The sequence below is a fragment of the Papillibacter cinnamivorans DSM 12816 genome (assembly GCF_900176335.1).
Classification (GTDB): domain Bacteria; phylum Bacillota; class Clostridia; order Oscillospirales; family Oscillospiraceae; genus Papillibacter; species Papillibacter cinnamivorans.
In genome coordinates this window covers 46,368-66,743 of record NZ_FWXW01000002.1, presented here as the reverse complement: position 1 = coordinate 66,743, position 20,376 = coordinate 46,368, and the positions used below count along the sequence as shown (strand labels likewise).

16 protein-coding genes, 1 tRNA gene and 1 other annotated feature are annotated in these 20,376 nt (G+C 57.5%); of the genes, 5 read left to right on the top strand and 12 right to left on the bottom strand.

What is annotated here, in order from left to right; translation table 11 throughout:
• Positions 1-110 precede the first annotated feature (110 nt).
• From B9A13_RS03180 to B9A13_RS03165, 4 genes are all read right to left on the bottom strand, one after another.
• Positions 111-2,357 carry a hydratase gene (locus tag B9A13_RS03180; RefSeq protein WP_084233615.1) on the bottom strand — a complete coding sequence of 749 codons (2,247 nt, stop codon included), beginning with the start codon at positions 2,355-2,357 and terminating at the stop codon, positions 111-113.
• 176 nt (positions 2,358-2,533) lie between these two features.
• Complete coding sequence (locus B9A13_RS03175; RefSeq protein ID WP_084233614.1) at positions 2,534-3,157, bottom strand: DUF47 domain-containing protein; 624 nt, start codon at positions 3,155-3,157, stop codon at positions 2,534-2,536.
• 44 nt (positions 3,158-3,201) lie between these two features.
• Entirely contained in the window at positions 3,202-4,254 is a 1,053-nt protein-coding gene (locus tag B9A13_RS03170) for an inorganic phosphate transporter (RefSeq protein ID WP_084233613.1), read from the bottom strand.
• 294 nt (positions 4,255-4,548) lie between these two features.
• A complete protein-coding gene (locus B9A13_RS03165; RefSeq protein WP_084233612.1) occupies positions 4,549-6,633 on the bottom strand; it encodes a sodium-translocating pyrophosphatase in 2,085 nt (694 codons plus the stop codon).
• Between the two features lie 405 nt (positions 6,634-7,038).
• Between B9A13_RS03165 and cls the strand changes: the two genes are divergently transcribed.
• From cls to B9A13_RS03150, 3 genes are all read left to right on the top strand, one after another.
• Positions 7,039-8,589: a cardiolipin synthase gene (cls, locus tag B9A13_RS03160; protein WP_159448008.1), complete on the top strand. Its 1,551-nt coding sequence runs from the start codon at positions 7,039-7,041 to the stop codon at positions 8,587-8,589.
• Positions 8,590-8,618: 29 nt separating this feature from the next.
• Entirely contained in the window at positions 8,619-9,695 is a 1,077-nt protein-coding gene (gene ytvI / locus B9A13_RS03155) for a sporulation integral membrane protein YtvI (RefSeq protein WP_159448007.1), read from the top strand.
• Between the two features lie 78 nt (positions 9,696-9,773).
• Positions 9,774-10,790 carry a ketopantoate reductase family protein gene (locus B9A13_RS03150; protein WP_084233609.1) on the top strand — a complete coding sequence of 339 codons (1,017 nt, stop codon included), beginning with the start codon at positions 9,774-9,776 and terminating at the stop codon, positions 10,788-10,790.
• Between the two features lie 232 nt (positions 10,791-11,022).
• On the opposite strand, the gene leuA is transcribed toward B9A13_RS03150, so the two are convergent.
• The 7 genes from leuA to B9A13_RS03115 form a co-directional block, all read right to left on the bottom strand.
• On the bottom strand, positions 11,023-12,708 hold the full coding sequence (leuA, locus tag B9A13_RS03145) for a 2-isopropylmalate synthase (protein ID WP_084233608.1): 1,686 nt from the start codon (positions 12,706-12,708) through the stop codon (positions 11,023-11,025).
• 64 nt (positions 12,709-12,772) lie between these two features.
• Positions 12,773-13,012, bottom strand: a binding site (T-box leader).
• Between the two features lie 81 nt (positions 13,013-13,093).
• Positions 13,094-14,059 carry an ornithine cyclodeaminase family protein gene (locus B9A13_RS03140; protein ID WP_084233607.1) on the bottom strand — a complete coding sequence of 322 codons (966 nt, stop codon included), beginning with the start codon at positions 14,057-14,059 and terminating at the stop codon, positions 13,094-13,096.
• The gene (locus tag B9A13_RS03135; RefSeq protein ID WP_084233606.1) at positions 14,056-14,808 is read right to left on the bottom strand and encodes an amino acid ABC transporter ATP-binding protein; all 753 of its coding nucleotides are present in this window, start codon (positions 14,806-14,808) and stop codon (positions 14,056-14,058) included. The genes B9A13_RS03140 and B9A13_RS03135 overlap by 4 nt, the downstream gene beginning before the upstream one ends.
• A 2-nt stretch (positions 14,809-14,810) precedes the next feature.
• The gene (locus B9A13_RS03130; RefSeq protein WP_084233605.1) at positions 14,811-15,515 is read right to left on the bottom strand and encodes an amino acid ABC transporter permease; all 705 of its coding nucleotides are present in this window, start codon (positions 15,513-15,515) and stop codon (positions 14,811-14,813) included.
• A 10-nt stretch (positions 15,516-15,525) separates the two neighbouring features.
• Positions 15,526-16,224, bottom strand: a complete 699-nt coding sequence (locus B9A13_RS03125) for an amino acid ABC transporter permease (protein WP_084233604.1) — start codon at positions 16,222-16,224, stop codon at positions 15,526-15,528.
• Between the two features lie 156 nt (positions 16,225-16,380).
• Positions 16,381-17,223: a transporter substrate-binding domain-containing protein gene (locus B9A13_RS03120; RefSeq protein ID WP_159448006.1), complete on the bottom strand. Its 843-nt coding sequence runs from the start codon at positions 17,221-17,223 to the stop codon at positions 16,381-16,383.
• Between the two features lie 44 nt (positions 17,224-17,267).
• Positions 17,268-18,446 (bottom strand): MalY/PatB family protein, encoded by a 1,179-nt coding sequence (locus B9A13_RS03115; RefSeq protein WP_084233602.1) that lies wholly within the window; start codon positions 18,444-18,446, stop codon positions 17,268-17,270.
• 254 nt (positions 18,447-18,700) lie between these two features.
• Between B9A13_RS03115 and B9A13_RS03110 the strand changes: the two genes are divergently transcribed.
• Positions 18,701-19,309: a GntR family transcriptional regulator gene (locus B9A13_RS03110; RefSeq protein ID WP_084233601.1), complete on the top strand. Its 609-nt coding sequence runs from the start codon at positions 18,701-18,703 to the stop codon at positions 19,307-19,309.
• Between the two features lie 101 nt (positions 19,310-19,410).
• On the opposite strand, the gene B9A13_RS03105 is transcribed toward B9A13_RS03110, so the two are convergent.
• Positions 19,411-19,484 (bottom strand) — tRNA-Gln (locus B9A13_RS03105).
• Positions 19,485-19,749: 265 nt separating this feature from the next.
• On the opposite strand from B9A13_RS03105, the gene safA reads away from it, so the two are divergent.
• Positions 19,750-20,376 carry a SafA/ExsA family spore coat assembly protein gene (safA, locus tag B9A13_RS03100; RefSeq protein WP_084233600.1) on the top strand — a complete coding sequence of 209 codons (627 nt, stop codon included), beginning with the start codon at positions 19,750-19,752 and terminating at the stop codon, positions 20,374-20,376.

Below are 20,376 nucleotides of genomic sequence, written 5' to 3'. Positions count from 1 at the left end.
ATCCGGCGGGATTCATTTCAGAACAGGTCCAACACAACGCAGAACGCCGGCCTGCCCGCAGGCGGGTTCCGGGAAAAAGAGCACATCTCTTTCCCGACGCGCAGTTCCTGTCACGGGGCGTAGAAATTGATCAGAGAGCCGGCCAGGATGATGTCCCGCTCTTCCCGGGTGAGGCCCGGCAGGCTCAGGGTGACGGGACGCCTGGCGCCGTCTTTCAGGAGCAGTGCGGAGATCTCTTCCGCGTCCCCCCTCAGGGCGGCCCGGATACCAGGGATATACAGTCTGTCCCCCGGAGCGAGATCAAGAGAGGCGATATCCTTCACCGTAAAGGGGAGCATCCCCCAGTTGACCACGTTGCTGCGGTACCGCTTGGTGGCGTATTCCCCCGCGAGGTTTGCAACGCCCCCGAGAACCCGCTGACAGGAGGCGGCCTGCTCCCGGGCCGAACCGTCTCCCGGACGGATGGCCATGACGGCGGAGCCCAGAGCGGTGTCTGCCGGGTCGTACCCGTCCATGACGGCCAGGACGGCGGGATCGGCCGGGTTTTTCCGGCGCAGGGTTTCCAGGGCGGCAATGTTCTTGGCTCTGCCCACATAGCCCGGGTCCTTGCGGGAAAGGGTGAAATCCGCCAGGCGCACGGGGTTGGAACGAAGAGAGGAGGTCTCGCCCGAGGGAATGAGTTCGTCCGTAGTGGTGACGGGATCGTAAATCGCGGAAGCCACGGTGACCAGCAGATTTTCCGGCAGAGAGATCTGCTCCGGCCAGTCGGCAATATTGGGACCGAACACCAGAGGCGTCTCCGGGTGGGGATGACCCACGCCGCGGTAAACCCGGGCCTCGTAGGCGCTGTCGTCATACCGGTAGGGCTCGTCCGCGGGGTCGGCGGGAGGCTCCGGCAGTTCCAGGGCCGAAGTGAGGCGGCCGTGATTCAAAGCCGTGGCAGCGATAGATCTGGCGTCCATAAGAGCCACGTAAGCGATCTGCCCGTCGGAGGGTTTGCTGCCCTCCCGATTGGGGAAGTTGCGGGTGGTATGCCGGATGGAAAAACCGCCGTTGGCCGGCACGTCTCCGGCGCCGAAGCAGGGGCCGCAGAAGCAGGAGCGGACGGAGGCTCCGGAAGCCATAAAGGAGGACATCACGCCCAGCCGGGTCAGTTCCAGCAGGATGGGCATGCTGGCGGGATAAACGGACAGCCAGAAGGCGTCGCTTCCCACGGGATGGCCGCCCAGGATCCGGGATGCCGCCATCAGGTTCTGATAGGTGCCGCCGGAGCAGCCCGCGATGACGCCCTGATCGGCTATGAATTCACCGTTCACGATCTTTTTGCGCAGACTCGCCGGACGCTCGCTGGGTTCCAGCTGGCGCAGGGTGTCCTCGTCCACGCGGTTTAAAATGTCCTCCATATTTTCTTTGAAAACACGGATGGGATAGGCGTTGGCCGGGTGGAAGGGAAGAGCGATCATGGGTTCCACCTTGCCGAGATCCACGCGGATCACGCCGTCGTACCAGGCGACGGGGGCGGGGGAGAGGGTTTTGTAATCCTTTTCCCGCCCATGGACGGACAAAGAGCGGCGTACTACGTCGTCCGTTTGCCAGACGGAAGAGAGACAGGAGGTTTCGGTGGTCATGACGTCTATGCCGTTTCTGTAATCCATGGAAAGATTCGCAATGCCGGGGCCGATAAACTCCATGACCATGTTCTTGACGACGCCCTCGTTGAAGGTGGCCCCAATGAGGGAGAGGGCCACGTCCTGCGGGCCGACGCCGGGACGAGGAGCGCCCTCCAGACAGACGGCGATCACCTTTGGGTAGGCAAGATCATAGGTTTTCCGCAGCAGCTGGCGGGCCAGCTCCGGGCCGCCCTCCCCGATGGAGAGGGTTCCGTAGGCTCCGTACCGGGTATGGCTGTCCGAGGCTAAAATCATGGCTCCGGAAGCGGCGTACCGTTCGCGCATGTATTGATGGATGACCGCCTGGTGGGCGGGAACAAACTCGCCGCCGTATTTTTTAGCCGCCGAAAGGCCAAAGAGATGGTCGTCCTCGTTGATGGTCCCTCCCACGGCGCAGAGGCTGTTATGGCAGTTGGTGAGGACGTATGGCAGGGGGAAGGACTCCATGCCGCTGGCCCGGGCGGTCTGAATAATGCCCACATAGGTGATGTCATGGGAAGCAATGGCATCAAACCTGAGATGAAGATTCCGCATGTCGCCGCCAGTGTTGTGCGACTTCAGAATGGAATAGGCGATGGTGCCGCGCGCTGCTTCTTCCGGCGCGGGAAATCCGGCGGCCGCCCCCTCCGACGGAGAAAGGAAATGCCCGTCCGACCAGTATGCGCCGCTTCTTTGAATGGATATCATATACGGAACCTCCGAGATATATATTTCAGGAAACCAAATACCATAATAGCAACTTGACGGCACAAATGCAATACGCAGCTTCCCCAGCCATTTCGGGATTATGCCGAAAGAAAGAAAAAAAGGCTGCCGCAATATGCAGTTTCAGCATATTGCGGCAGCCGGAAAACACAGTCCCGTTATGAATTTTTCAGCATGACGCTCTCGATAACGTCCGCCACGTCCTCGCAGGCGTCGCAGCATTTTTCCAGATACTGAAAGACGTGATCCCAGGCCATGACCTCCAGGTGATCCTGAGCGCCGACGTACAGACGCCGGATGGCCTCCGTATACAGCCGGTCGCCCTCTTCCTCCAGCTGGTTGATCTGGACGATCAGGCCGTGGAGAATCTCCGATTTCCGGAAATTCGCAAACTCCGCCAGGGCAAGGCGCAGGGCGTTGCAGCACTTTACGATGATATCTGCCATCTTGAGGGCGTCTTCCCGGACGGATTGAATATTGCACATATACATCCGCATGAGGACGTCCTCCACGGCGTCGGTCACGTCGTCGATGGCATCGGACATGGCGATGATGTCCTCCCGCTCGATGGGGGTGATGAACTCCTTGGCCAGCTTTTTCCGCATGACATGCTTGGCCGCGTCGCCCCCGTGTTCCAGAGAGTGCATTTCAATCATTTTTTCCAGGAGCTCGCCGGAGTGGTAATCGTTGAGGATTTCGCCGAGGAGCACGGCGGATTTACAGGAAAAGTCCACCAGCTCCACAAAAATTGCAAAATAGTCCTCGCCTTTTTTGTTAGCCATACTATCATCCTTTTCCGCCCCGTCCATTCAGAAGGGGGCCGGTCTCAGAATATCCGCATAAAGAGGAAAGCCATGAGAAAACCGATCAGTCCGCAGCCGGGGAAGGTCAAAAACCAGGCGACCCCCATTTCTTTTACAATGCCCCAGTTTACGGAAGAAATCCGCTTGGCAGCCCCGACGCCCATAATGGACGTGGTTTTCGTGTGGGTGGTGCTGACCGGGAAACCTAAAAGCGTGGCGGCAAGAAGGCAGAGAGCGGCTGCAAGGTCCGCGGAAAACCCCTGGTGCTTATCCAGCTTCACCATGTCCATGCCCACGGCTTTGATGATGCGGTATCCGCCGATGGAGGTTCCAAGAGCCATGACTACGGAGCAAAGAACAATCAGCCACAGGGGAATGGTAAACTCCGTGACGTTGCCCTGGCCCATGGCCAGAAAGACGCCCAGCATGAAAACACCCATGAATTTCTGGCCGTCCTGCGCTCCGTGCATGAACGCCATGCACGCGCTGCCCACAATCTGCAGATTCCGGAATATTCCCTGAGCATGCCTCCGGTCGATGCTGCGGCAGGAGCCTTCGACACCCTTCACCACCAGGAAGCCGGACAGGAAGCCGATGCCCACGGAGAGGATCAGGCCGTAGATGACCTTAATCCACTCGGACATATTGATTCCGGCCATACCACCCTGAAGGGCGATGGCCGCGCCGGAGATTCCGGCGATGAGAGCATGGCTCTCGCTGGTGGGGATACCGAACCACCAGGCCGCCGTCGCCCAGAGGACGATGGCGAAGAGAGAGGCGCAGAGGGCGACCAGGGCCACGTGGGAATCGCCGCCGAAGTCCACCATCTTGTAGATGGTTTGAGCCACCGTGGCGCTGAAGGAGGTCATCACCAGGGCACCGAGAAAATTGAATATCGCCGCCATGATGATGGCGGGCTGAGGCGCCATGGAGCGGGTAGAGATGCAGGTGGCGATGGCGTTGGGCGCGTCCGTCCAGCCGTTGACCAAAACCACTCCCAGGGTCAGGAGGACGGTGATAAAGAGCGCCGGATTGGAAACCATCTGCTGCAGAAAACCGGTGAATGGTATAGTCATCTCAAATCTACTTTCTTAGCGTTTTTATGGCAAAAACTGAGAACAAAGTACAAAATTCAAGCGGTTTTAGGATATCATTTTTTTACTCTTTGCACAATACGTATTTTACACAAAGTTTACAAAGAAACACATGCTCCGTTCTGACGGAAATATGCCATGATCGGATCCTCATCCGCAGGATCCTCTGCATATCCGAACCGCGGCGGGCGGGATGCCGCGAAGAGTCCCAGAACCCTGAACAAAGGACCGCGCAGGAAGTTTCCTGCGCGGTCCTTTGTTATAAATTTTCCAGTATCAGAAGATGTGGAAGCTGATGACCAGCATGGAGAATACGATGGACACGGTGGAGATGAGCTTGATGAGAATGTTCAGGGAAGGACCGGAAGTGTCCTTGAAGGGATCGCCCACGGTGTCGCCCACGACGGCGGCCTTATGACAGTCGCTGCCCTTGCCGCCCAGATGCCCGCCTTCGATATACTTCTTGGCGTTGTCCCAGGCACCGCCCGCGTTAGCCATAAACACCGCCATAACGAAGCCGGTTACAGTGGCGCCGGCAAGGAGGCCGATAACGCCGTTTACTCCCAGTATGACACCCGTCACAACGGGTACAATGATTGCAAGGAGCGAGGGGGCAACCATTTCTTTCTGAGCGCCCCGGGTGCACAGATCGACGCAGGTCTCATAATCGGGTTTCGCCTTGCCTTCCATAAGGCCCACGATTTCTCTGAACTGACGGCGGACTTCCACCACGATGGTCTGAGCCGCGCGGCCCACGGCGGACATGGTGAGCGCCGCGAAGAGAAAGACAGTCATGGCGCCGATAAACAAGCCGATGAGAACGGGAGGATTGGTGAGAGAGATATTCAGGAGGGCCGCGTCCTTGGTCCTGACGATGTCCACGTAGGAAACCAGCAGAGCCAGCGCGGTAAGAGCCGCGGAACCGATGGCAAAGCCCTTGCCGGTGGCGGCGGTGGTGTTGCCCAGAGAGTCCAGAGCGTCGGTACGGTTGCGGACTTCCTCGCCCAGACCGGACATTTCGGCGATACCGCCGGCGTTATCCGCCACAGGGCCGTAAGCGTCCGTCGCCAGGGTGATGCCCAGGGTGGAGAGCATGCCCACTGCCGCAATGCCGATGCCGTACAGCCCGTGAGACGCATTGGCTCCGCCGCCAGCCGCATAATAGCTCACAAGGATGGCCGCGCCGATAACGATGATGGGAATGGCGGTGGATTTCATACCCAGAGAGATGCCGCCGATGATGACGGTGGCGGGGCCGGTCTTGCTGGTCTCCGCCAGCTCCTGGGTGGGCTTATAGGTGTCTGAGGTAAAGTACTCGGTGAAATATCCGATGAGAACGCCGGCTACCAGGCCGGATACGATGGCGGCGAAAATCCCCATGTTCCCGTCCATGATGAAGTAGGTGAGGGGGAAGGCCGCAATGGCCGAAAGACCCGCCGCGATATACGTGCCCTTGCGCAGGGCACCTAACAGGTTTTTCTGATCGGTTGTCTCCCCGGTGCGGATAAAGAAGGTTCCGATGAGAGAGGCAATGATGCCCACAACCGCCATGGCCATGGGGAGAAAGAGCCCGTTCCAGCCGTATCCTGCGGAGACGCCCAGAGCGAAGGAGGCAAGGATCGAACCGACATAGGATTCGTAGAGGTCGGCGCCCATGCCGGCAACGTCGCCCACGTTATCGCCCACGTTGTCCGCGATAACGGCGGGATTGCGGGGATCGTCCTCCGGAATGCCGGCTTCCACTTTACCCACCAGGTCGGCGCCGACGTCGGCAGCCTTGGTGAAGATGCCGCCGCCCACCCGGGCAAATAGCGCCATGCTGGAAGCACCCATACCGAACATAACCATGGTGGAGCCGATGGTGGCGGCGTCCGCGTGGAACGCGTATTTCAGGATGTGGAACCAGATCGAAACGTCAAGCATACCGAGACCGACCACGGTAAAGCCCATGACCGCGCCGGAGGAAAAGGCGACCCGGAGCCCGCGGTTGAGGCTTTCGTGAGCGGCATGCGCCGTGCGCGCGTTGGATGAAGTGGCGATCTTCATGCCGATGAAGCCGGCGAGGCCGGAATAAATACCGCCCGTGGTGAAGGCAAAGGGAACAAAGGGGGAAACGAGACCCAAAAAGGCCAACACCGCGAGGATGATGATCATAACGACAAAGAACTTGGCAACACCCCTGTATTGCCGCCTGAGGTACGCGTTGGCTCCAGCCCGAACGGCCGCCGCGATTTCTTTCATAAGGTCGGTGCCCTCAGAGTAAGTCATAATCATACGGGCTCTCGTGAAGGCGAAAATCAGAGCGATCGCAGCTCCGACCAGACCGATCCAGAACATGTTTTCTACAGCCAAAATATCCATCTCCTTTTACACAGTGCAACTATTTTACCACAAAGATTTTTTTTTTCAATACAATTCTAGACATTTTACAAGATATTGCTGTAACCCGAAGACCTTTTTCCACGGTTTCAAAGAGAACCCGGAGGAAGCCGCCGAAAAGAATGTTCCGCGGCGGGAAGCAAGCGCGTTTTGTGCGACTAAAGCCGATCCGACGCCGAATCGAAAGCGTTTTAAGAATTCCTTAAATCTTTTGAAACAGTTGCTATGGGATGTATTCTACTATATAATTATACTGAATTCCAAGAGGGTTCAAACCGGACGGTGTCGGCCCGCCCGAGGATACAGAACGGAAATCTCCGGCGGAATGCGGCGAAAGGGGAAAGGGCGAAGAGGGAGACTATCCGGCGAAACGATGGAGGACGTGGAATGAGCGGCGGCAGGGAAATAAAAACTGGAAGCGTGATCAGCGGTTTTTTCCGCGTTACCGTGGCCATCATTCTGGCGCTTTCACAGTTGCTGGTCATTGTCCTGTTCGTGCAGCTGCTGCATGAGTTTGCGACCTTTGCCTACCTTGCCATGCAGATTATCGGCTTTATCTGCATCATCCGGCTCATCAACCGGGAAACCAGCATGACTTCCAAGCTCGCCTGGTCCATATTGGTTCTGACGGTGCCCGTCGTGGGTGTTTTCATGTACCTGCTCTGGGGAGGAAACATACAGGGCAAGCACCAGATTCTCAAGCAGGCTCCCCCGGTGACGGAGCCGGACGAAGAAGCGATCCGCAGCGGGGAGGCCGTTTCCAGACTCGAAAAGGAATACCCCACATGGGGCCGAATCGGCCGATATCTGAACCGAGAGGGATTCCTGCTCTATGAAGCTACCGCCACGAGGCACTTTCCCTCAGGGGAGGAGATGCTGGAGAGCCTGATTCACGACATGGAGGGGGCACAGCAATATATTCTGCTCCAGTTTTTCATTGTGGCGGAAGGCCGGATCTGGAGCCGGATCGAGGAGATCCTTCTGCGGAAGGCCTCTCAGGGCGTGGAGATCAAGGTACTGATGGACGATTTCGGCAGCATCCTGCGGTTTTCCGACGAGGCGGCGGCCCGGTTGCGGAAGGAAGGCATCCAGGTCGCGGTCTTCAACCCTGTGCTCAAATACATCAGCCGTCTGTACCTCAACTACCGGAACCATCAGAAGGTCGCTGTGGTGGACGGGAACATCGCCTATACGGGAGGCGTCAACATCGGAGACGAATACGCCAACCTGATCCGGCGGTTCGGATACTGGAAGGACACCGCGGTCCGCCTCAAGGGTCCCGGAGCGTGGGGCCTCACCAAGATTTTTCTTCAGATGTGGAGGATGTCCGGCGGGCAGCTTCCCAAGGGGTACGACGCATACCGGCCTCCGGCCGGCGGCGGAGGGGCGGGCTACTGCCAGCCTTTTTCGGACGGCCCGCTGAACAATCCCGACAACCCGGCCGAATCGGTCTACATGCAGATGATCTCCAACGCCAGGCGCTATGTATACATCACAACTCCATATTTCGCGGTGGAAGAGGGCATGCTGGACACGCTGTGCATCGCCGCGGAGAGCGGGGTGGACGTGCGGCTCCTTCTACCGGCCATCCCGGACAAGTGGTACACCTATCTTGTGGCGGAGTCCTATTTCGGGACGCTCATTTCCCGGGGTGTGAAGGTGTACGAGTATTCTCCCGGATTTCTCCACGCAAAGCTCATCGTCTGCGACGGCGAGGCGGCGGTGGAGGGCAGCATCAACATGGATTACCGGAGCTTCCGGATGCACTATGAGTGCGGCGCCTGGATGTGCGGAACTCCGGCGGTTCCGGCTATCACAGAAGATATCCGGAAAACGCTGGAACAAAGCCGCGAAATAAGCCTGGAAGAGTGGAAAAAGCGGCCCTGGTACCGGAAAATCATGCAGCAGGTTCTGCGCGTATTCGCAATTTTTATGTAGATATGCGTTTATCAGAAAGAGGTAATATCTTGACCACAGACAGAAAAAAGAAATTCATCATCGACGCCTTGTTTGTCGCGATCATCCTGGTCATTTTTTATGTAACGATGGAATATCTGCTGAGCTGGCTTGCGCCCTTCATCGTGGGCCTCATTCTTGCGGTCATGCTCCAGAAGCCCATCAACTGGATCTGCGGCAGAACCTCGGCGAGACGTGGAATCGTCGCGCCCCTGGTGACTCTGGTGGCGGTGGTGGTGATCGTACTGGCTTTGGGGTTTCTTACCTACAGCGCCATCAACGAGACCATCAGCTTCGTAAGGACGCTGCCCGGCTGGTTCCAGAACACAGCGCCTTCGGTAGCCGGAGCTCTGAAAGCGCAGATGGAGGGAATCCTGAACAACATGCCCGTGGAATGGGAAAGTCAGATTTCCCAGATTACGAATGATCTTCTTTCCTCCATTCAGAACGCTCTCACCGATCTGTCCGCCAACGCGGTGGGATTCGTGGCCAACGGGGCAACCAAGCTTCCCGGGCTTCTTCTCAGTTTTATCATCTTTATTGTCGCCACCTTTTTTATCAGCGTGGAGTTTGACTCCATCAAACGGTTTTTCAAGCGCCAGATTCCGGAGAAATACCGGAGCGTCGCCAGCAGGATCTGGTACAGCAGCGGGCTGACTTTGGTTAAGATGCTCCAGGGGTATGCATTGATCATGCTTATCACCTATGGAGAGCTGGCGATAGGGCTGACGCTCCTCGGCGTCGACTATTCCGTCATCATCGCGGCCGTGGTTGCCGTTGTGGATATCCTGCCGGTGGTGGGCACCGGCACGATTCTCATCCCCTGGGCGATCATATACCTCATTATCGGTCAGTTCAGCCATGGGATCGCGATCCTTCTGCTGTACGTAACCATTACCGTGGTGCGAAACATCATCGAACCGAGAATCATCGGCGCGCGGATCGGCCTTCACCCGCTGGTGACGCTGATCTGCATGTATCTGGGCCTGCATCTGTTCGGATTCCCCGGAATGATCCTTTTGCCGCTGATTGTAATTTTGCTGAAAAACATGCAGGACGAGGGTGTATTCAAAATCTGGAAAGACTGAGAAACCGAGAATCCGGACGGACCGCGCTCTTTCACAAACGCGATCCATATTCATTTATTTATATAAAGGAGGATAAAAATGATCAAGAGAATTGCAGTTATGGGCGTAGGCTCCCTGGGAACCATCCTGGGAGCGTATCTCAGCCGCGGGGGGCTGGACGTCACTTTGGTGGATGCCTGGAAGGAGCACGTGGACGCGCTGAACACAAAGGGCGCCAGAGTAACGGGCGGAGTGGAGATGACCATTCCCGTCAAGGCATGCACCCCCGACCAGATGGAAGGCACCTTCGATTTGTTTATCTACCTTGCAAAACAAACCTTCAACGCAACCGCCATTCCTCAGATGGTGGCTCACTGTCATAAGGACACCATCATCTGCACCGGTCAGAACGGCCTGCCGGAGCTGGCGGTAGCCGAAAAGTGGCCCAAGAGCCAGGTGTGCGGCTCCCCTGTGGGCTGGCCGGCAACCTTCCTGGGGCCGGGCGTATCCCAGCTGAGCTGCACGGAGGATTCGCCCTTCTTCACGTTCCACCTGGGCACCGTGGAAGGCCCCATCACCCCGTGGTTGCTGGAAGTCAAGGCGATCCTGGAAAAAATGTGCCCGGTTCATCTGACGGAGAACCTTATGGCGGACCGTTGGTCCAAGGTACTCATCAACTCCACCTTCTCCGGCATGTCCACCGTTATAGGCGGAACCTTCGGCGATGCCCTGGCGGACGACAAGGGCGCCAAGTGCATCGTCCATATCGGCAGGGAAGTGGTGAAGGTCTGCCAGGCCATGAACATGGTCCTGCCCCCGATTTTCGGCGTGGATTTCTTCAAGCTATATGATTTCACCACTCCCGAGGGAGAGAAAAACGCCATCGATGTGGTTCGCAAGACCCTAGGAGGAAACCAGGGCGAGGCCTCCATGCTGCAGGATCTGCGGAAGGGAAGAAAATGCGAGATCTTCGCCATCAACGGCGTGGTTTCCGACACGGCGAGGAAATACGGCATTGAGACCCCCTACTGCGACGCGGTAGTACGCGTCGTTTCGGAGATCGAAGCCGGCAAGCGGACGCTTGGCAAACAGAATCTGGACGGAATGCCGGACTGATCGGTTATTTCAAAAAGAACGCGGCGGCCGCATTTTGCGGCCGCCGCGTTCTTTTTGAACCGGGATCCTGATGTATACTAATATGCGATGAACCCAATGATAAAAATCGGCCTGTATTCCGCCCCGGGTCGTTATCCTCCTTGGCGGGCATAGAGCCCGCCGGCGTCGTCTACCTTGCGGGACGAAAAACATCCTCGATTTTTATTTTCATCGTTTCCATCGCATATCAGTATTAAGCCTTTTTCACCGCGCGGTTGATGGCGCAGAGGACTCCGCGGATGGAGGCGAGGTTTATGTTGTGGGAGATGCCCACGCCGAAGACGGGGACGCCGGCGGGAGAGAGGAGCTGGATATAGGCGACCGCCATGGAATCCGAACCGGTGGAAACGGCATGCTCGCTGTAAGAGAGGAACTTGAAGCCGGAGATGCGCATTCCGCCGACGGCGTTGAAGAAGGCGTCGATGGGACCGTTGCCTTCTCCGGTAACTTCAAAATTCTTGCCGCTATAGCAAATGGTGCCGGAAAAGACCACATGGGGCTCGCCGGTCTCGCCGTTTTCCTCCTGGAATTTATGCCGGATGAGGGAATAGGGCTCTTTGATATCGATGTATTCCTGCTGGAAGAGACGGAAAATCTCCTCTGGGGGCAGCTCGGTCCCCGTGCGGTCGCACTCGGTTTTTACCACGGCGCCGAATTCCGGGTGCATGGCCTTGGGCAGGTCGAAGCCAAAATTGGTCTGCATGATGAAGGCGGCGCCGCCCTTGCCGGACTGGTTGTTGATGCGGATGACGGGCTCGTACTGCCGGCCCACGTCCGCGGGGTCGATAGGCAGGTAGGGGACCTCCCAGAAGGGAGTGCTGCTGGAGACCATGTAGCTCATGCCCTTGCTGATTGCATCCTGATGGGAGCCGGAGAAGGCGGTGAAGACCAGGGCCCCGACGTAGGGATGCCGCTCATGGACACGCATGCCGGTGGCCTTCTCGTAGACGTCCCGGATGCGGTTGATGTCGCTGAAATCCAGGCCGGGGTCGATCCCCTGGGAGTACATATTCATGGCCAGGGTGACCAGATCCACGTTCCCGGTGCGCTCGCCGTTTCCGAAGAGGGTGCCCTCGATGCGCTCGGCTCCCGCCAGAAGGGCCAGTTCGGCTGTGGCAACCGCGGTGCCCCGGTCGTTGTGGGGATGGACGCTGATAACGGCGGAGCCGATACCGGGCAGGCGCTTGCAGAAGTATTCCAGCTGGTCTGCATAGAGGTTGGGCATGCTTCCCTCCACCGTGGAGGGGAGGTTCAGGATGATCTTGTTTTCGGGCGTTGCCCCGATCTCCTCGATGACCCGCTGGCAGATCAGAACGGCGTTATCCATTTCGGTGCCGGAGAAGCTCTCGGGGGAGTACTCAAAGCGCAGGTTGGTGCCGCTGCCCTCCATCTTTTTGGACAGCTCCCGGATGAGCCGCGCGGCATTCACGGCGATATCGACGATCCCGTCCATATCGGAGCGGAAGACCACCTTCCGTTGGAGGGTGGAGGTGGAATTATAAAAGTGAACGATGACGTTTTTGGCGCCCTGTATTGCCTCAAAGGTCTTTTCAATGAGTTCGGGACGGGCCTGAACCAGCACCTGGATGGTCACGTCGTCAGGGATATGGCCCCCTTCGATGAGCTCCCGGATGATCTCGTACTCGGTTTCGGAGGAGGAGGGGAAGCCCACCTCGATTTCCTTGATGCCGATTTCCACCAGGGTTTTGAACATGGCGAGTTTGGCTTCCATGCCCATGGGGTCCACCAGGGCCTGGTTCCCGTCCCGGAGGTCCACGCTGCACCAGACGGGAGCACGGGTCACCACGCGGGAGGGCCAATCCCGGGTGAGCATTACCTCGGGGCGGAAGGGAATGTACTTTTTGAAGCCTTGATTCATTTTTGCTACCTCCTTGCAGTCTCCGTGTTCCGAGGCAAATCAAAACGCCCCGGACTTAAAATAAGTCAGGGGCGTGAGCATTCACGCGGTACCACCCTACTTTGACCGCCGGTTACCCGAACGGCCCTCGCCGACCTCCATCAAGGTCCGGACCCGTAACGCTGTCCAGGCGTCCCGTTCTAGGAGGACCTTCGAACGGGCGACTCGGGGATGAGCTATGCACATCGGCGCGGACACCGGCTTGCACCAAACGCCGGTTCTCTGAAGACCGTTTCAGATGTCTTGTTCCCGTCATCGTCTTTTATGGGACGATATTCATTTTGGATGAATTGCTGCTATTGTAACCCGGCCGGCTTGCCCTTGTCAAGAGTCAATTTGAATGAAGTTACAGCCTTCCCAGCTTTTTGAGATAGACATATTTGGCGCAGGCAACGTCTTCCGAGGCCAGGCCCAGGGCGTCGAAGAGGGTGATTTCAGAGTCGTTTTCCCGGCCGGGGCACCTGCCCAGGAGGATTTCGCCGATCTCGCCCCGGATATGGGAGTCATTTAGCAGACCTTCGGCCTTGGGAACAAGATACTCCCCGCATTCCCGGAGCATGGCCTCCCGGCTGTCGGCATAGAGTTTGGACGCAGCCACCAGATCCGAGGCAACTTCCCGGGTGGTGGGCGTGAAGGCGCCCACGGCGTTGATGTGCGCCCCGGGCTTTACATGACGGGCGTAAAGGACAGGCTCTTTACACAGTGAGACGGTGCAGACGATGTCTGCATCCTTTGCCGTATCCTCCACCGTAAGGCAGGCGGAAGCCTCCAGGCCGCGGGTCTCCCGGATCTCCTTCGCCAGGGCTTCGGCCGCCTGGGGGTAATAATCCCAGACGGTGACGCGCTTGATGGGCCGGACGAGGCACATGGCCGCCAGGTGGGACCTGGCCTGGGCGCCGGCCCCGATGAGGGCGAGGGAAGAGGCATCGCGTCTGGCCAGAAGGCCGGTGGCGGCGCCGCTCACGGCGCCGGTGCGGATCTGGGTGACGGCGCCGGCTTCCGCCATGGCGCGCAGGGCGCCGTATTTCGAGTCGAAAAGCAGGACGCTGCCCATGTGGGAGGGATATTCGGTCCCCTGGTTCGAGTGAAAGCCGGTGACCACTTTGGCGCCGAAGTAATCGTCGGGCCCGAGATACGCGGGCATGAAGCCGAAAAGGCCGCCGCCGGGCAAAACGTGAACGGACCGCGGAGGCTGAAAGGTGCCGCCCGCGGAGAGATTTTTCAGCGTGTCCGCCATGAGGGGGACACAGGCCTCCATGGTGAGGCTGCGGAATATCTCAGCCGCTTCGATTTGCACAAGTTCCGTTTTCATTTTACCGCCTCCCCGACCTGCCTGAACCGCTGGAGAAACTGGACGGTGCGCTCTTTCTGCGGATTCAAAAAGATATCCTCGGGAGTCCCGGACTCCACCACCACGCCGCCGTCCATAAAGACTACCTTGTCGGAGATATCCCGGGCGAAAGCCATCTCATGGGTGACGATCACCATGGTAATATGCTCCTCCGCCACCTGGCGGATGACGGAGAGGACTTCGCCCACGAGCTCCGGGTCCAGGGCGGAGGTGGGCTCGTCGAAGAGGATGACGCTGGGATTCAGGGCCAGGGCCCGGGCGATGCCCACGCGCTGCTGCTGGCCTCCGGAGAGCTGGGCGGGGTAAGAAGAGAGCCTGTCGCCCAGACCCACTTTTTCCAGGTACCGGACCGCCACCCGGCGGGCGTCGGCCTTGTTCATCTTCTGCACCACGGTAAGCCCGATGGTGACGTTTTCCAGGACGGTCTTGTTGGCGAAAAGGTTATTAAGCTGGAAGACCATGGCGGTTTTCCGCTGGACCTCCAGTTTCTGCTTCTTGGTGGCGTATTTCAGGGAGTATTTCCGGTCCCCGATCTCCATCTCCCCTTCGTCCGCCTTTTCCAGGAAGTTGATGCAGCGGAGAAGGGTGGTCTTACCGGAGCCGCTGGGCCCCAGGATGGAGATGACCTCGCCGTCCTTCACCTCCAGGTCCACGCCCCGGAGGACCTCCAGGTCCTTGAATTTTTTATGCACGTTGGTTACCCTGATCATAACTAGACCCTCACTTTATACCTGGAAAAGCGAAATTCCATTCTGGCGAAGACCCGCTCCAGCAGCACGCACAGGAGCCAGTAGATGACGGCGGTGACGATGTAAATCTCCAGATAGTTGTACGCCCGGTTGGCAAGGACCACCGCCACGCCCATCATCTCGTGGACGGAGATCATGTAAGCCAGGGTGCTGGCCTTGATATTGCCCAGAAACAGGTTCACCAGGTTGGGGATGGCCGCCACCATGGCCTGGGGAAGCAGGATGTGTGCCATGGTCTGAAAGGAGGTCATGCCGATGGAGGAACAGGCCTCACGCTGGCCCTTGTCCAGAGAGTCCAGAGCGGAGCGGAAAACCTCGGAGACATAGGCGGAAGTGTTGACGGAAAAAGCGAAAACGGCAAAGGCCAGGGGAGGAATGTTTTTGGCCAGATTGTCGATGCCCACGGACTGACAGTACATATTGATGTAAAAGGGGAGCCCGAAGTAGGCAAGATAGAGCTGCACCATGAGGGGAAAGCCCCGGATCAAAGAGACATATACCCGAAAAAGCCGGTCCAGAACCGGAATTTTATAGTAGCGGATCAGGGCGATGAGAAGGCCCAGGAGGCCGCCGAGCAGCATGGAGAAAACCGAGATGAAGGCGGTGACGGGAAGGGCTTTGAGGATAATGGGTATCGAGTCCAGCATGAATTGGGTGTCCAGTCTCATGATCTCCCCCCTAACCGAGACGCAGGGGCTTTCTGCCCCGCTTCTCCAGGAGGTCCAGAATCCGCTCCAGAACAAAGCAGACCGCCCAGTAGATGAGCCCCACGGCGACGAAGATTTCCACCTGGCGCGCGCCGTAGTTCCTGGCGTTTATCAGAACGGCCTTGCCCATGATGTCCACGACGCCCAAAGAAAACGCCAGGGCGGTGTCCTTGATGAGCATGATGACGGTATTGCCCACGCTGGGCAGAGCATTGGTGACGGCCTGAGGGAAGATGATGTGGACAAAGCCCTGAAGCCCCGTCATCCCGATGCTGTGGGCGGCCTCAAACTGGCTTTTGTCCACGGAAAGATAGGCGCTGCGCATATTTTCCGCCAGATATCCGGAGACGTTCAGGGCAAAGGAGGCAATCACCAGGGGATACTTCGGCCAGGAGCCCGCTTCGAATCCCAAAAAGGACATGAGCTGAGGAAAACCGAAATAGACCAGGAGCATAAGAGCTATGAGGGGCACGCCCCGCATGAAGGATATGTAGAAGGCGGCGATCCGGCTCATCACCGGGCCGCCGCGGATCCGAAGAGCGGCGGCCAGAAAGCCCAGCACCAGCCCAAACGCAAGAGAGGCCAGGACGATGCCGATCGTACTGGGCAGAGCAGACAGCAGCTTCGGTATCACATTTCCAAAGTATGACACGCTGAAGAGTTTTCCCATATCCGTCACCCGATCTTCGCTTCGATAAACGAAAACCAGTCACCCCGGGGGACGAAGCGTAAGGAGTTTTCCGGCGGGACAAGCTCCTTCGCTTCGCTCCGGGATGACAGTTTCGTATTTTCTAGATTATATCCGGCAGGGCCGAATCCGTCAATTTCAGTTATCGGCAAACATATCGTAGCCCAGCCATTTGACCGAAATCTGGCTCATGGTGCCGTTGTCGATGAGGGTCTGAAGGGCTTCCTCATACTTGGCGCCGAACTCGGTGAGGGAGGGATTGATGAGCTGGCAGTAGGGCTGCTTGACGGCGTAGACGTCGCTCATGCGGACGGGGAGATCCAGCTCTTTCTGAATTTCCTCGAAGGAATCCCGGTAGATGAGGGCTGCGTCGCACCGGCCGTCGGCCACCATCTTCATGGAGTCGGCCTGGGTCACATCGGCCATTTCCACGATCACCATGGCCTTGTCCGGGTGTTCGTCGTTATATTCCTTCATGACGTTGTACTCATAGCGGGCGGGGTCCATGGGGATCTTCTTGCCGGCCATGTCGTCAAAGGAATTGGTGGCGGTGTCATCCTCCGGGACCACGAGAGAGGAAACCACATAGCCCGAATCAATAGAGGGCACCAGGTATTTGGCTTCGCGCTCGGCGTTGCGGCCGATGGTGCCGGTAAGCATATCCACCGTCCCGTTTTCCAGAGAGGTGAACAGGACGCTGAACTGGAGATTCTGATACTCAAAAGTATAGTCGGGGAGAAGCTCATCTATGGCGTTGAGCATGTCGATGTCGTAACCGATGATATTGTCGCTGTCGTCGGTATACACGAAGGGCTTCAGAGTCGCCATCATGCCGACTTTGATGACCTGCTGGGGTGTTTCCGTGGGGGAGGGACTGGGGGAGGGAGTGGCCGCGCTCTGGGAACTGCCGCATGCCGTCAGGACGAGGCACAGGGCAAGCGCCGTCACGCCGGCAAGAATTTTACGGGACCTCATTTTCATCTTTCTCTCGCCTTTCATTATGTAATATACGGTAGTGTATCAGGTCACATAAGCCATCCTTGTTTTTCCGCCGCGGCCCGAAACCGGTCCAGAGCTTTCAGGAGGATGCTTCTGGGGGTCCCCATCTGGAACCGCACAAAACCGTTGCCCCCCAGGCCGTAGATGCTTCCTCTGTCGCCGGTGAAAGCCGCCTCGTTTTCGAAGAAGTCCCATAAGGCACTCTCGCCGAGGCCAAGTCCGTTGAAGTCAACCCAAACCAGAGTGCCCGCCCGGTGCCGGCAGGGCCGCACCCGGGGCAGATATTCCGCGAAAAAATCGGACAGGAGGCGGATGTTTTCTCCGGAATAGGCAAGAAGCGCGTCGATCCAGTCTTTCCCCCCGGGAGTGTAGGCGGCCAGCGTCGCGGTGTAGATAAAGGGATCGATGCTGCCGTAATGATCGTAATTTCTCTGCTCCATGTATTTTTCCCGGACAAGCTTTCCGGGAATGATCACGTTTGCATGGCTGGAGCCGGTAAAATTAAAAGCCTTGCCCAAAGACGTGGCGACAATGCAGTTGTCCCCGCCCACCTCGGCGTAAGGGACCAGAGTGCCGCCGCACACATGCTCGGCGAAGATCTCGTCGCAGAAGACGAGGACACCGTGTTTTTCCGCCAGACGAGCCACGGTCTCCAGATCCTCCCGCTCCCAGTGGTCCATGATGGGGTTGTGGGGATTGCACAGGAGCAGGAGCTTATTTTTTGGATGGGACATTACCTGTTCCAGATGATCGAAGTCCATACGGTAGCGCCCGTTTTCAAGAATCAGGGGATTGCTGACGATTTCCCGGCGGGTGCGGGCGATTTCCCGGTGGTAGAGGACGTAGACGGGAGGCTGGACGATGACGCCGTCGCCCTCCCCGGAAAAGGCGCGGATCGCGGCACAGGCGGCCTGCATCGTCCCATAGGAGGGGACGATCCACTCCCGCCGAATGTCCCAGGAACGCACCGAGCGCATCCAGCCTTCCACGGCGGCAAAATACGCATCGTCGGGCTTTGTGTAGCCGTAGATCCCATCCCGGGCGCGCTTTTCCAAGGCTTCCCGGATGCAGGGCGCGGTTTTCACGTCCAGTTCCGCGCCGCCGTATGTAATGGCCCCCAAAGACCTGAAGCCGTCGGGCAGACCGTCGTATTTTTCGCTGCCGGTATGCTCCCGGGAAACGAGGACATCAAATTCGTACTCCATGGTTCACTTTCTCTTCCATCTGGTATACCACTGGTATGCCATGAAGTATACCATATGCGTACATGCCTGTCAATTTCAAAATATCCGATATTCAAACAAATGTCGATATGGTATACTAATATAATAAATAAGAATGCAGATTGTTTTAGACCGGCACGGCAGAGGCGGACCGGGCGAAGATACATGGCCGAGAGCGGCAAGCTAGAAGCCAGCCGGTTTTCGACTGGTATACCTGAACGGACGGGGATGTTTTTATGAGCCAGTACAACGCGGAATCCATCAGCCGGAAGCTGAGAGAAGAGCTGCTTTCCGGCGTGTATATGCCAAACCAGATGCTGGCCGAGCGGGAGATCGCGGAAAAGTTTCAGGTCAGCCGCGTTCCGGTGCGGGAGGCTCTGCAGCGGCTGTGCCAGGAGGGATATCTCATCCGGTTTCCGCGGAAAGGATATCTCGTTAACCGGCTTACGGAGGAGTATATCCGGCAGTTCCAGCAGGTGCGGTACCACGTGGAGTCCATGGCTCTCATGATTGCGATCCAAAAGGCAGGCGACGCCGAAATCGCGGCGCTTTTACAGACGCCGCCCGGGACGGAGGGTATCATGGACCCGTACAACACCTCCAACACCTATTTTCACTCCTCGCTGGGAAAGCTCTCGGGCAACCAGGTGCTGGCGGACACCATCTACAAAAACCTGAGGGACACGTCTCTGGCGGTTTTCCAGTATCCGTCCCTTATTGAAAAACAGGTAAACTGTCATGCCGAAATCGTGGGGGCCATGCTGGAGCGGGACGCGGAAAAGGCCCTGGCCGCCCTTGCCAAGGACATGCAGATGAAGCCCGTGCTGCGATATTCGTATCTGTAGGACAAAGAAAAGTTCACGGGCCGCACTTTTGAGGATGGCGGCACCCTCACGCTATAAGAAAGGGAATCCCCCGTACAAATACAGTACGGGGGATTCCCTTTTGGCTGCGGGAGAAGGGCTCGAACCCTCACAAACAGAGTCAGAGTCTGTCGTGCTACCATTACACAATCCCGCAACGGAGCACTTTCTCAGTGCATGATATATTATACAAAGTTCTGAGGCTTTGTCAAGTGCAATCTCATGAATTCACTTTGCCGGGGGAAGGGGCATCGCATACCAAATTACAAAATAAGGATTTCCGGCGGCTTCTTACCGAGAGGGACGGAATATAACGGCCCGCGATAATTTAAGAAAATGGAAGAAAATTTAGCGGGATGCGGCGGCACGGGAATGAGATAAAGGGACGGATTGCCGGAACACTATGGATAAGGAGGATCGATATGAAAAAGAGAATTCAAAAATTCTGCGTCTGCTTTTTAATATTTGCCCTGACGTTTGTCCCGGTGAGCGGCCTTGCGGCGGCGGGGAGCTATACCGTGAAGAGCGGGGACACCATGTGGAAAATCGCGGTGAAATACCAGATCGGGATCAGCGAGCTCATAGCGGCGAATACGCAGATTAAAAACCCGGACCTCATTTATCCGGGGCAGGTGCTCTCCATTCCCAACATCGACGACATCAAGACGCTGGAAAACGAGGTGATCCGGCTGGTGAACATCGAACGGGCGAACCGGGGGCTTCAGACCCTGACGGCCAACTGGCAGCTTTCCCGGGTGGCCCGGTACAAATCCCAGGACATGATCGACAAAAATTATTTCGACCACCAGTCGCCCACCTACGGCTCGCCCTTCGTGATGATAGACAACTTCGGGATCAAATGCTCCGCGGCGGGGGAGAACATCGCCTACGGGGCCAGGACCGCCCAGGAGGTCATGAACATGTGGATGAATTCGGCAGGGCACAGGAGCAATATTCTCAGCCCCGCCTACAACCAGATCGGCGTGGGAGTTGCAAAAAAGTCCAACGGCACGCTGTACTGGACGCAGATGTTCATCAAGGCCGCCTGA

What these genes read in the sequence shown, in the direction of transcription:
- B9A13_RS03180 (WP_084233615.1), bottom strand. Translation starts at nt 2,357, where the DNA reads ATGATATCCATTCAAAGAAGCGGCGCATACTGGTCGGACGGGCATTTC.
- B9A13_RS03175 (WP_084233614.1), bottom strand. Translation starts at nt 3,157, where the DNA reads ATGGCTAACAAAAAAGGCGAGGACTATTTTGCAATTTTTGTGGAGCTG.
- B9A13_RS03170 (WP_084233613.1), bottom strand. Translation starts at nt 4,254, where the DNA reads ATGACTATACCATTCACCGGTTTTCTGCAGCAGATGGTTTCCAATCCG.
- B9A13_RS03165 (WP_084233612.1), bottom strand. Translation starts at nt 6,633, where the DNA reads ATGGATATTTTGGCTGTAGAAAACATGTTCTGGATCGGTCTGGTCGGA.
- cls (WP_159448008.1), top strand. Translation starts at nt 7,039, where the DNA reads ATGAGCGGCGGCAGGGAAATAAAAACTGGAAGCGTGATCAGCGGTTTT.
- B9A13_RS03150 (WP_084233609.1), top strand. Translation starts at nt 9,774, where the DNA reads ATGATCAAGAGAATTGCAGTTATGGGCGTAGGCTCCCTGGGAACCATC.
- leuA (WP_084233608.1), bottom strand. Translation starts at nt 12,708, where the DNA reads ATGAATCAAGGCTTCAAAAAGTACATTCCCTTCCGCCCCGAGGTAATG.
- B9A13_RS03140 (WP_084233607.1), bottom strand. Translation starts at nt 14,059, where the DNA reads ATGAAAACGGAACTTGTGCAAATCGAAGCGGCTGAGATATTCCGCAGC.
- B9A13_RS03135 (WP_084233606.1), bottom strand. Translation starts at nt 14,808, where the DNA reads ATGATCAGGGTAACCAACGTGCATAAAAAATTCAAGGACCTGGAGGTC.
- B9A13_RS03130 (WP_084233605.1), bottom strand. Translation starts at nt 15,515, where the DNA reads ATGAGACTGGACACCCAATTCATGCTGGACTCGATACCCATTATCCTC.
- B9A13_RS03125 (WP_084233604.1), bottom strand. Translation starts at nt 16,224, where the DNA reads ATGGGAAAACTCTTCAGCGTGTCATACTTTGGAAATGTGATACCGAAG.
- B9A13_RS03120 (WP_159448006.1), bottom strand. Translation starts at nt 17,223, where the DNA reads ATGAAAATGAGGTCCCGTAAAATTCTTGCCGGCGTGACGGCGCTTGCC.
- B9A13_RS03115 (WP_084233602.1), bottom strand. Translation starts at nt 18,446, where the DNA reads ATGGAGTACGAATTTGATGTCCTCGTTTCCCGGGAGCATACCGGCAGC.
- B9A13_RS03110 (WP_084233601.1), top strand. Translation starts at nt 18,701, where the DNA reads ATGAGCCAGTACAACGCGGAATCCATCAGCCGGAAGCTGAGAGAAGAG.
- safA (WP_084233600.1), top strand. Translation starts at nt 19,750, where the DNA reads ATGAAAAAGAGAATTCAAAAATTCTGCGTCTGCTTTTTAATATTTGCC.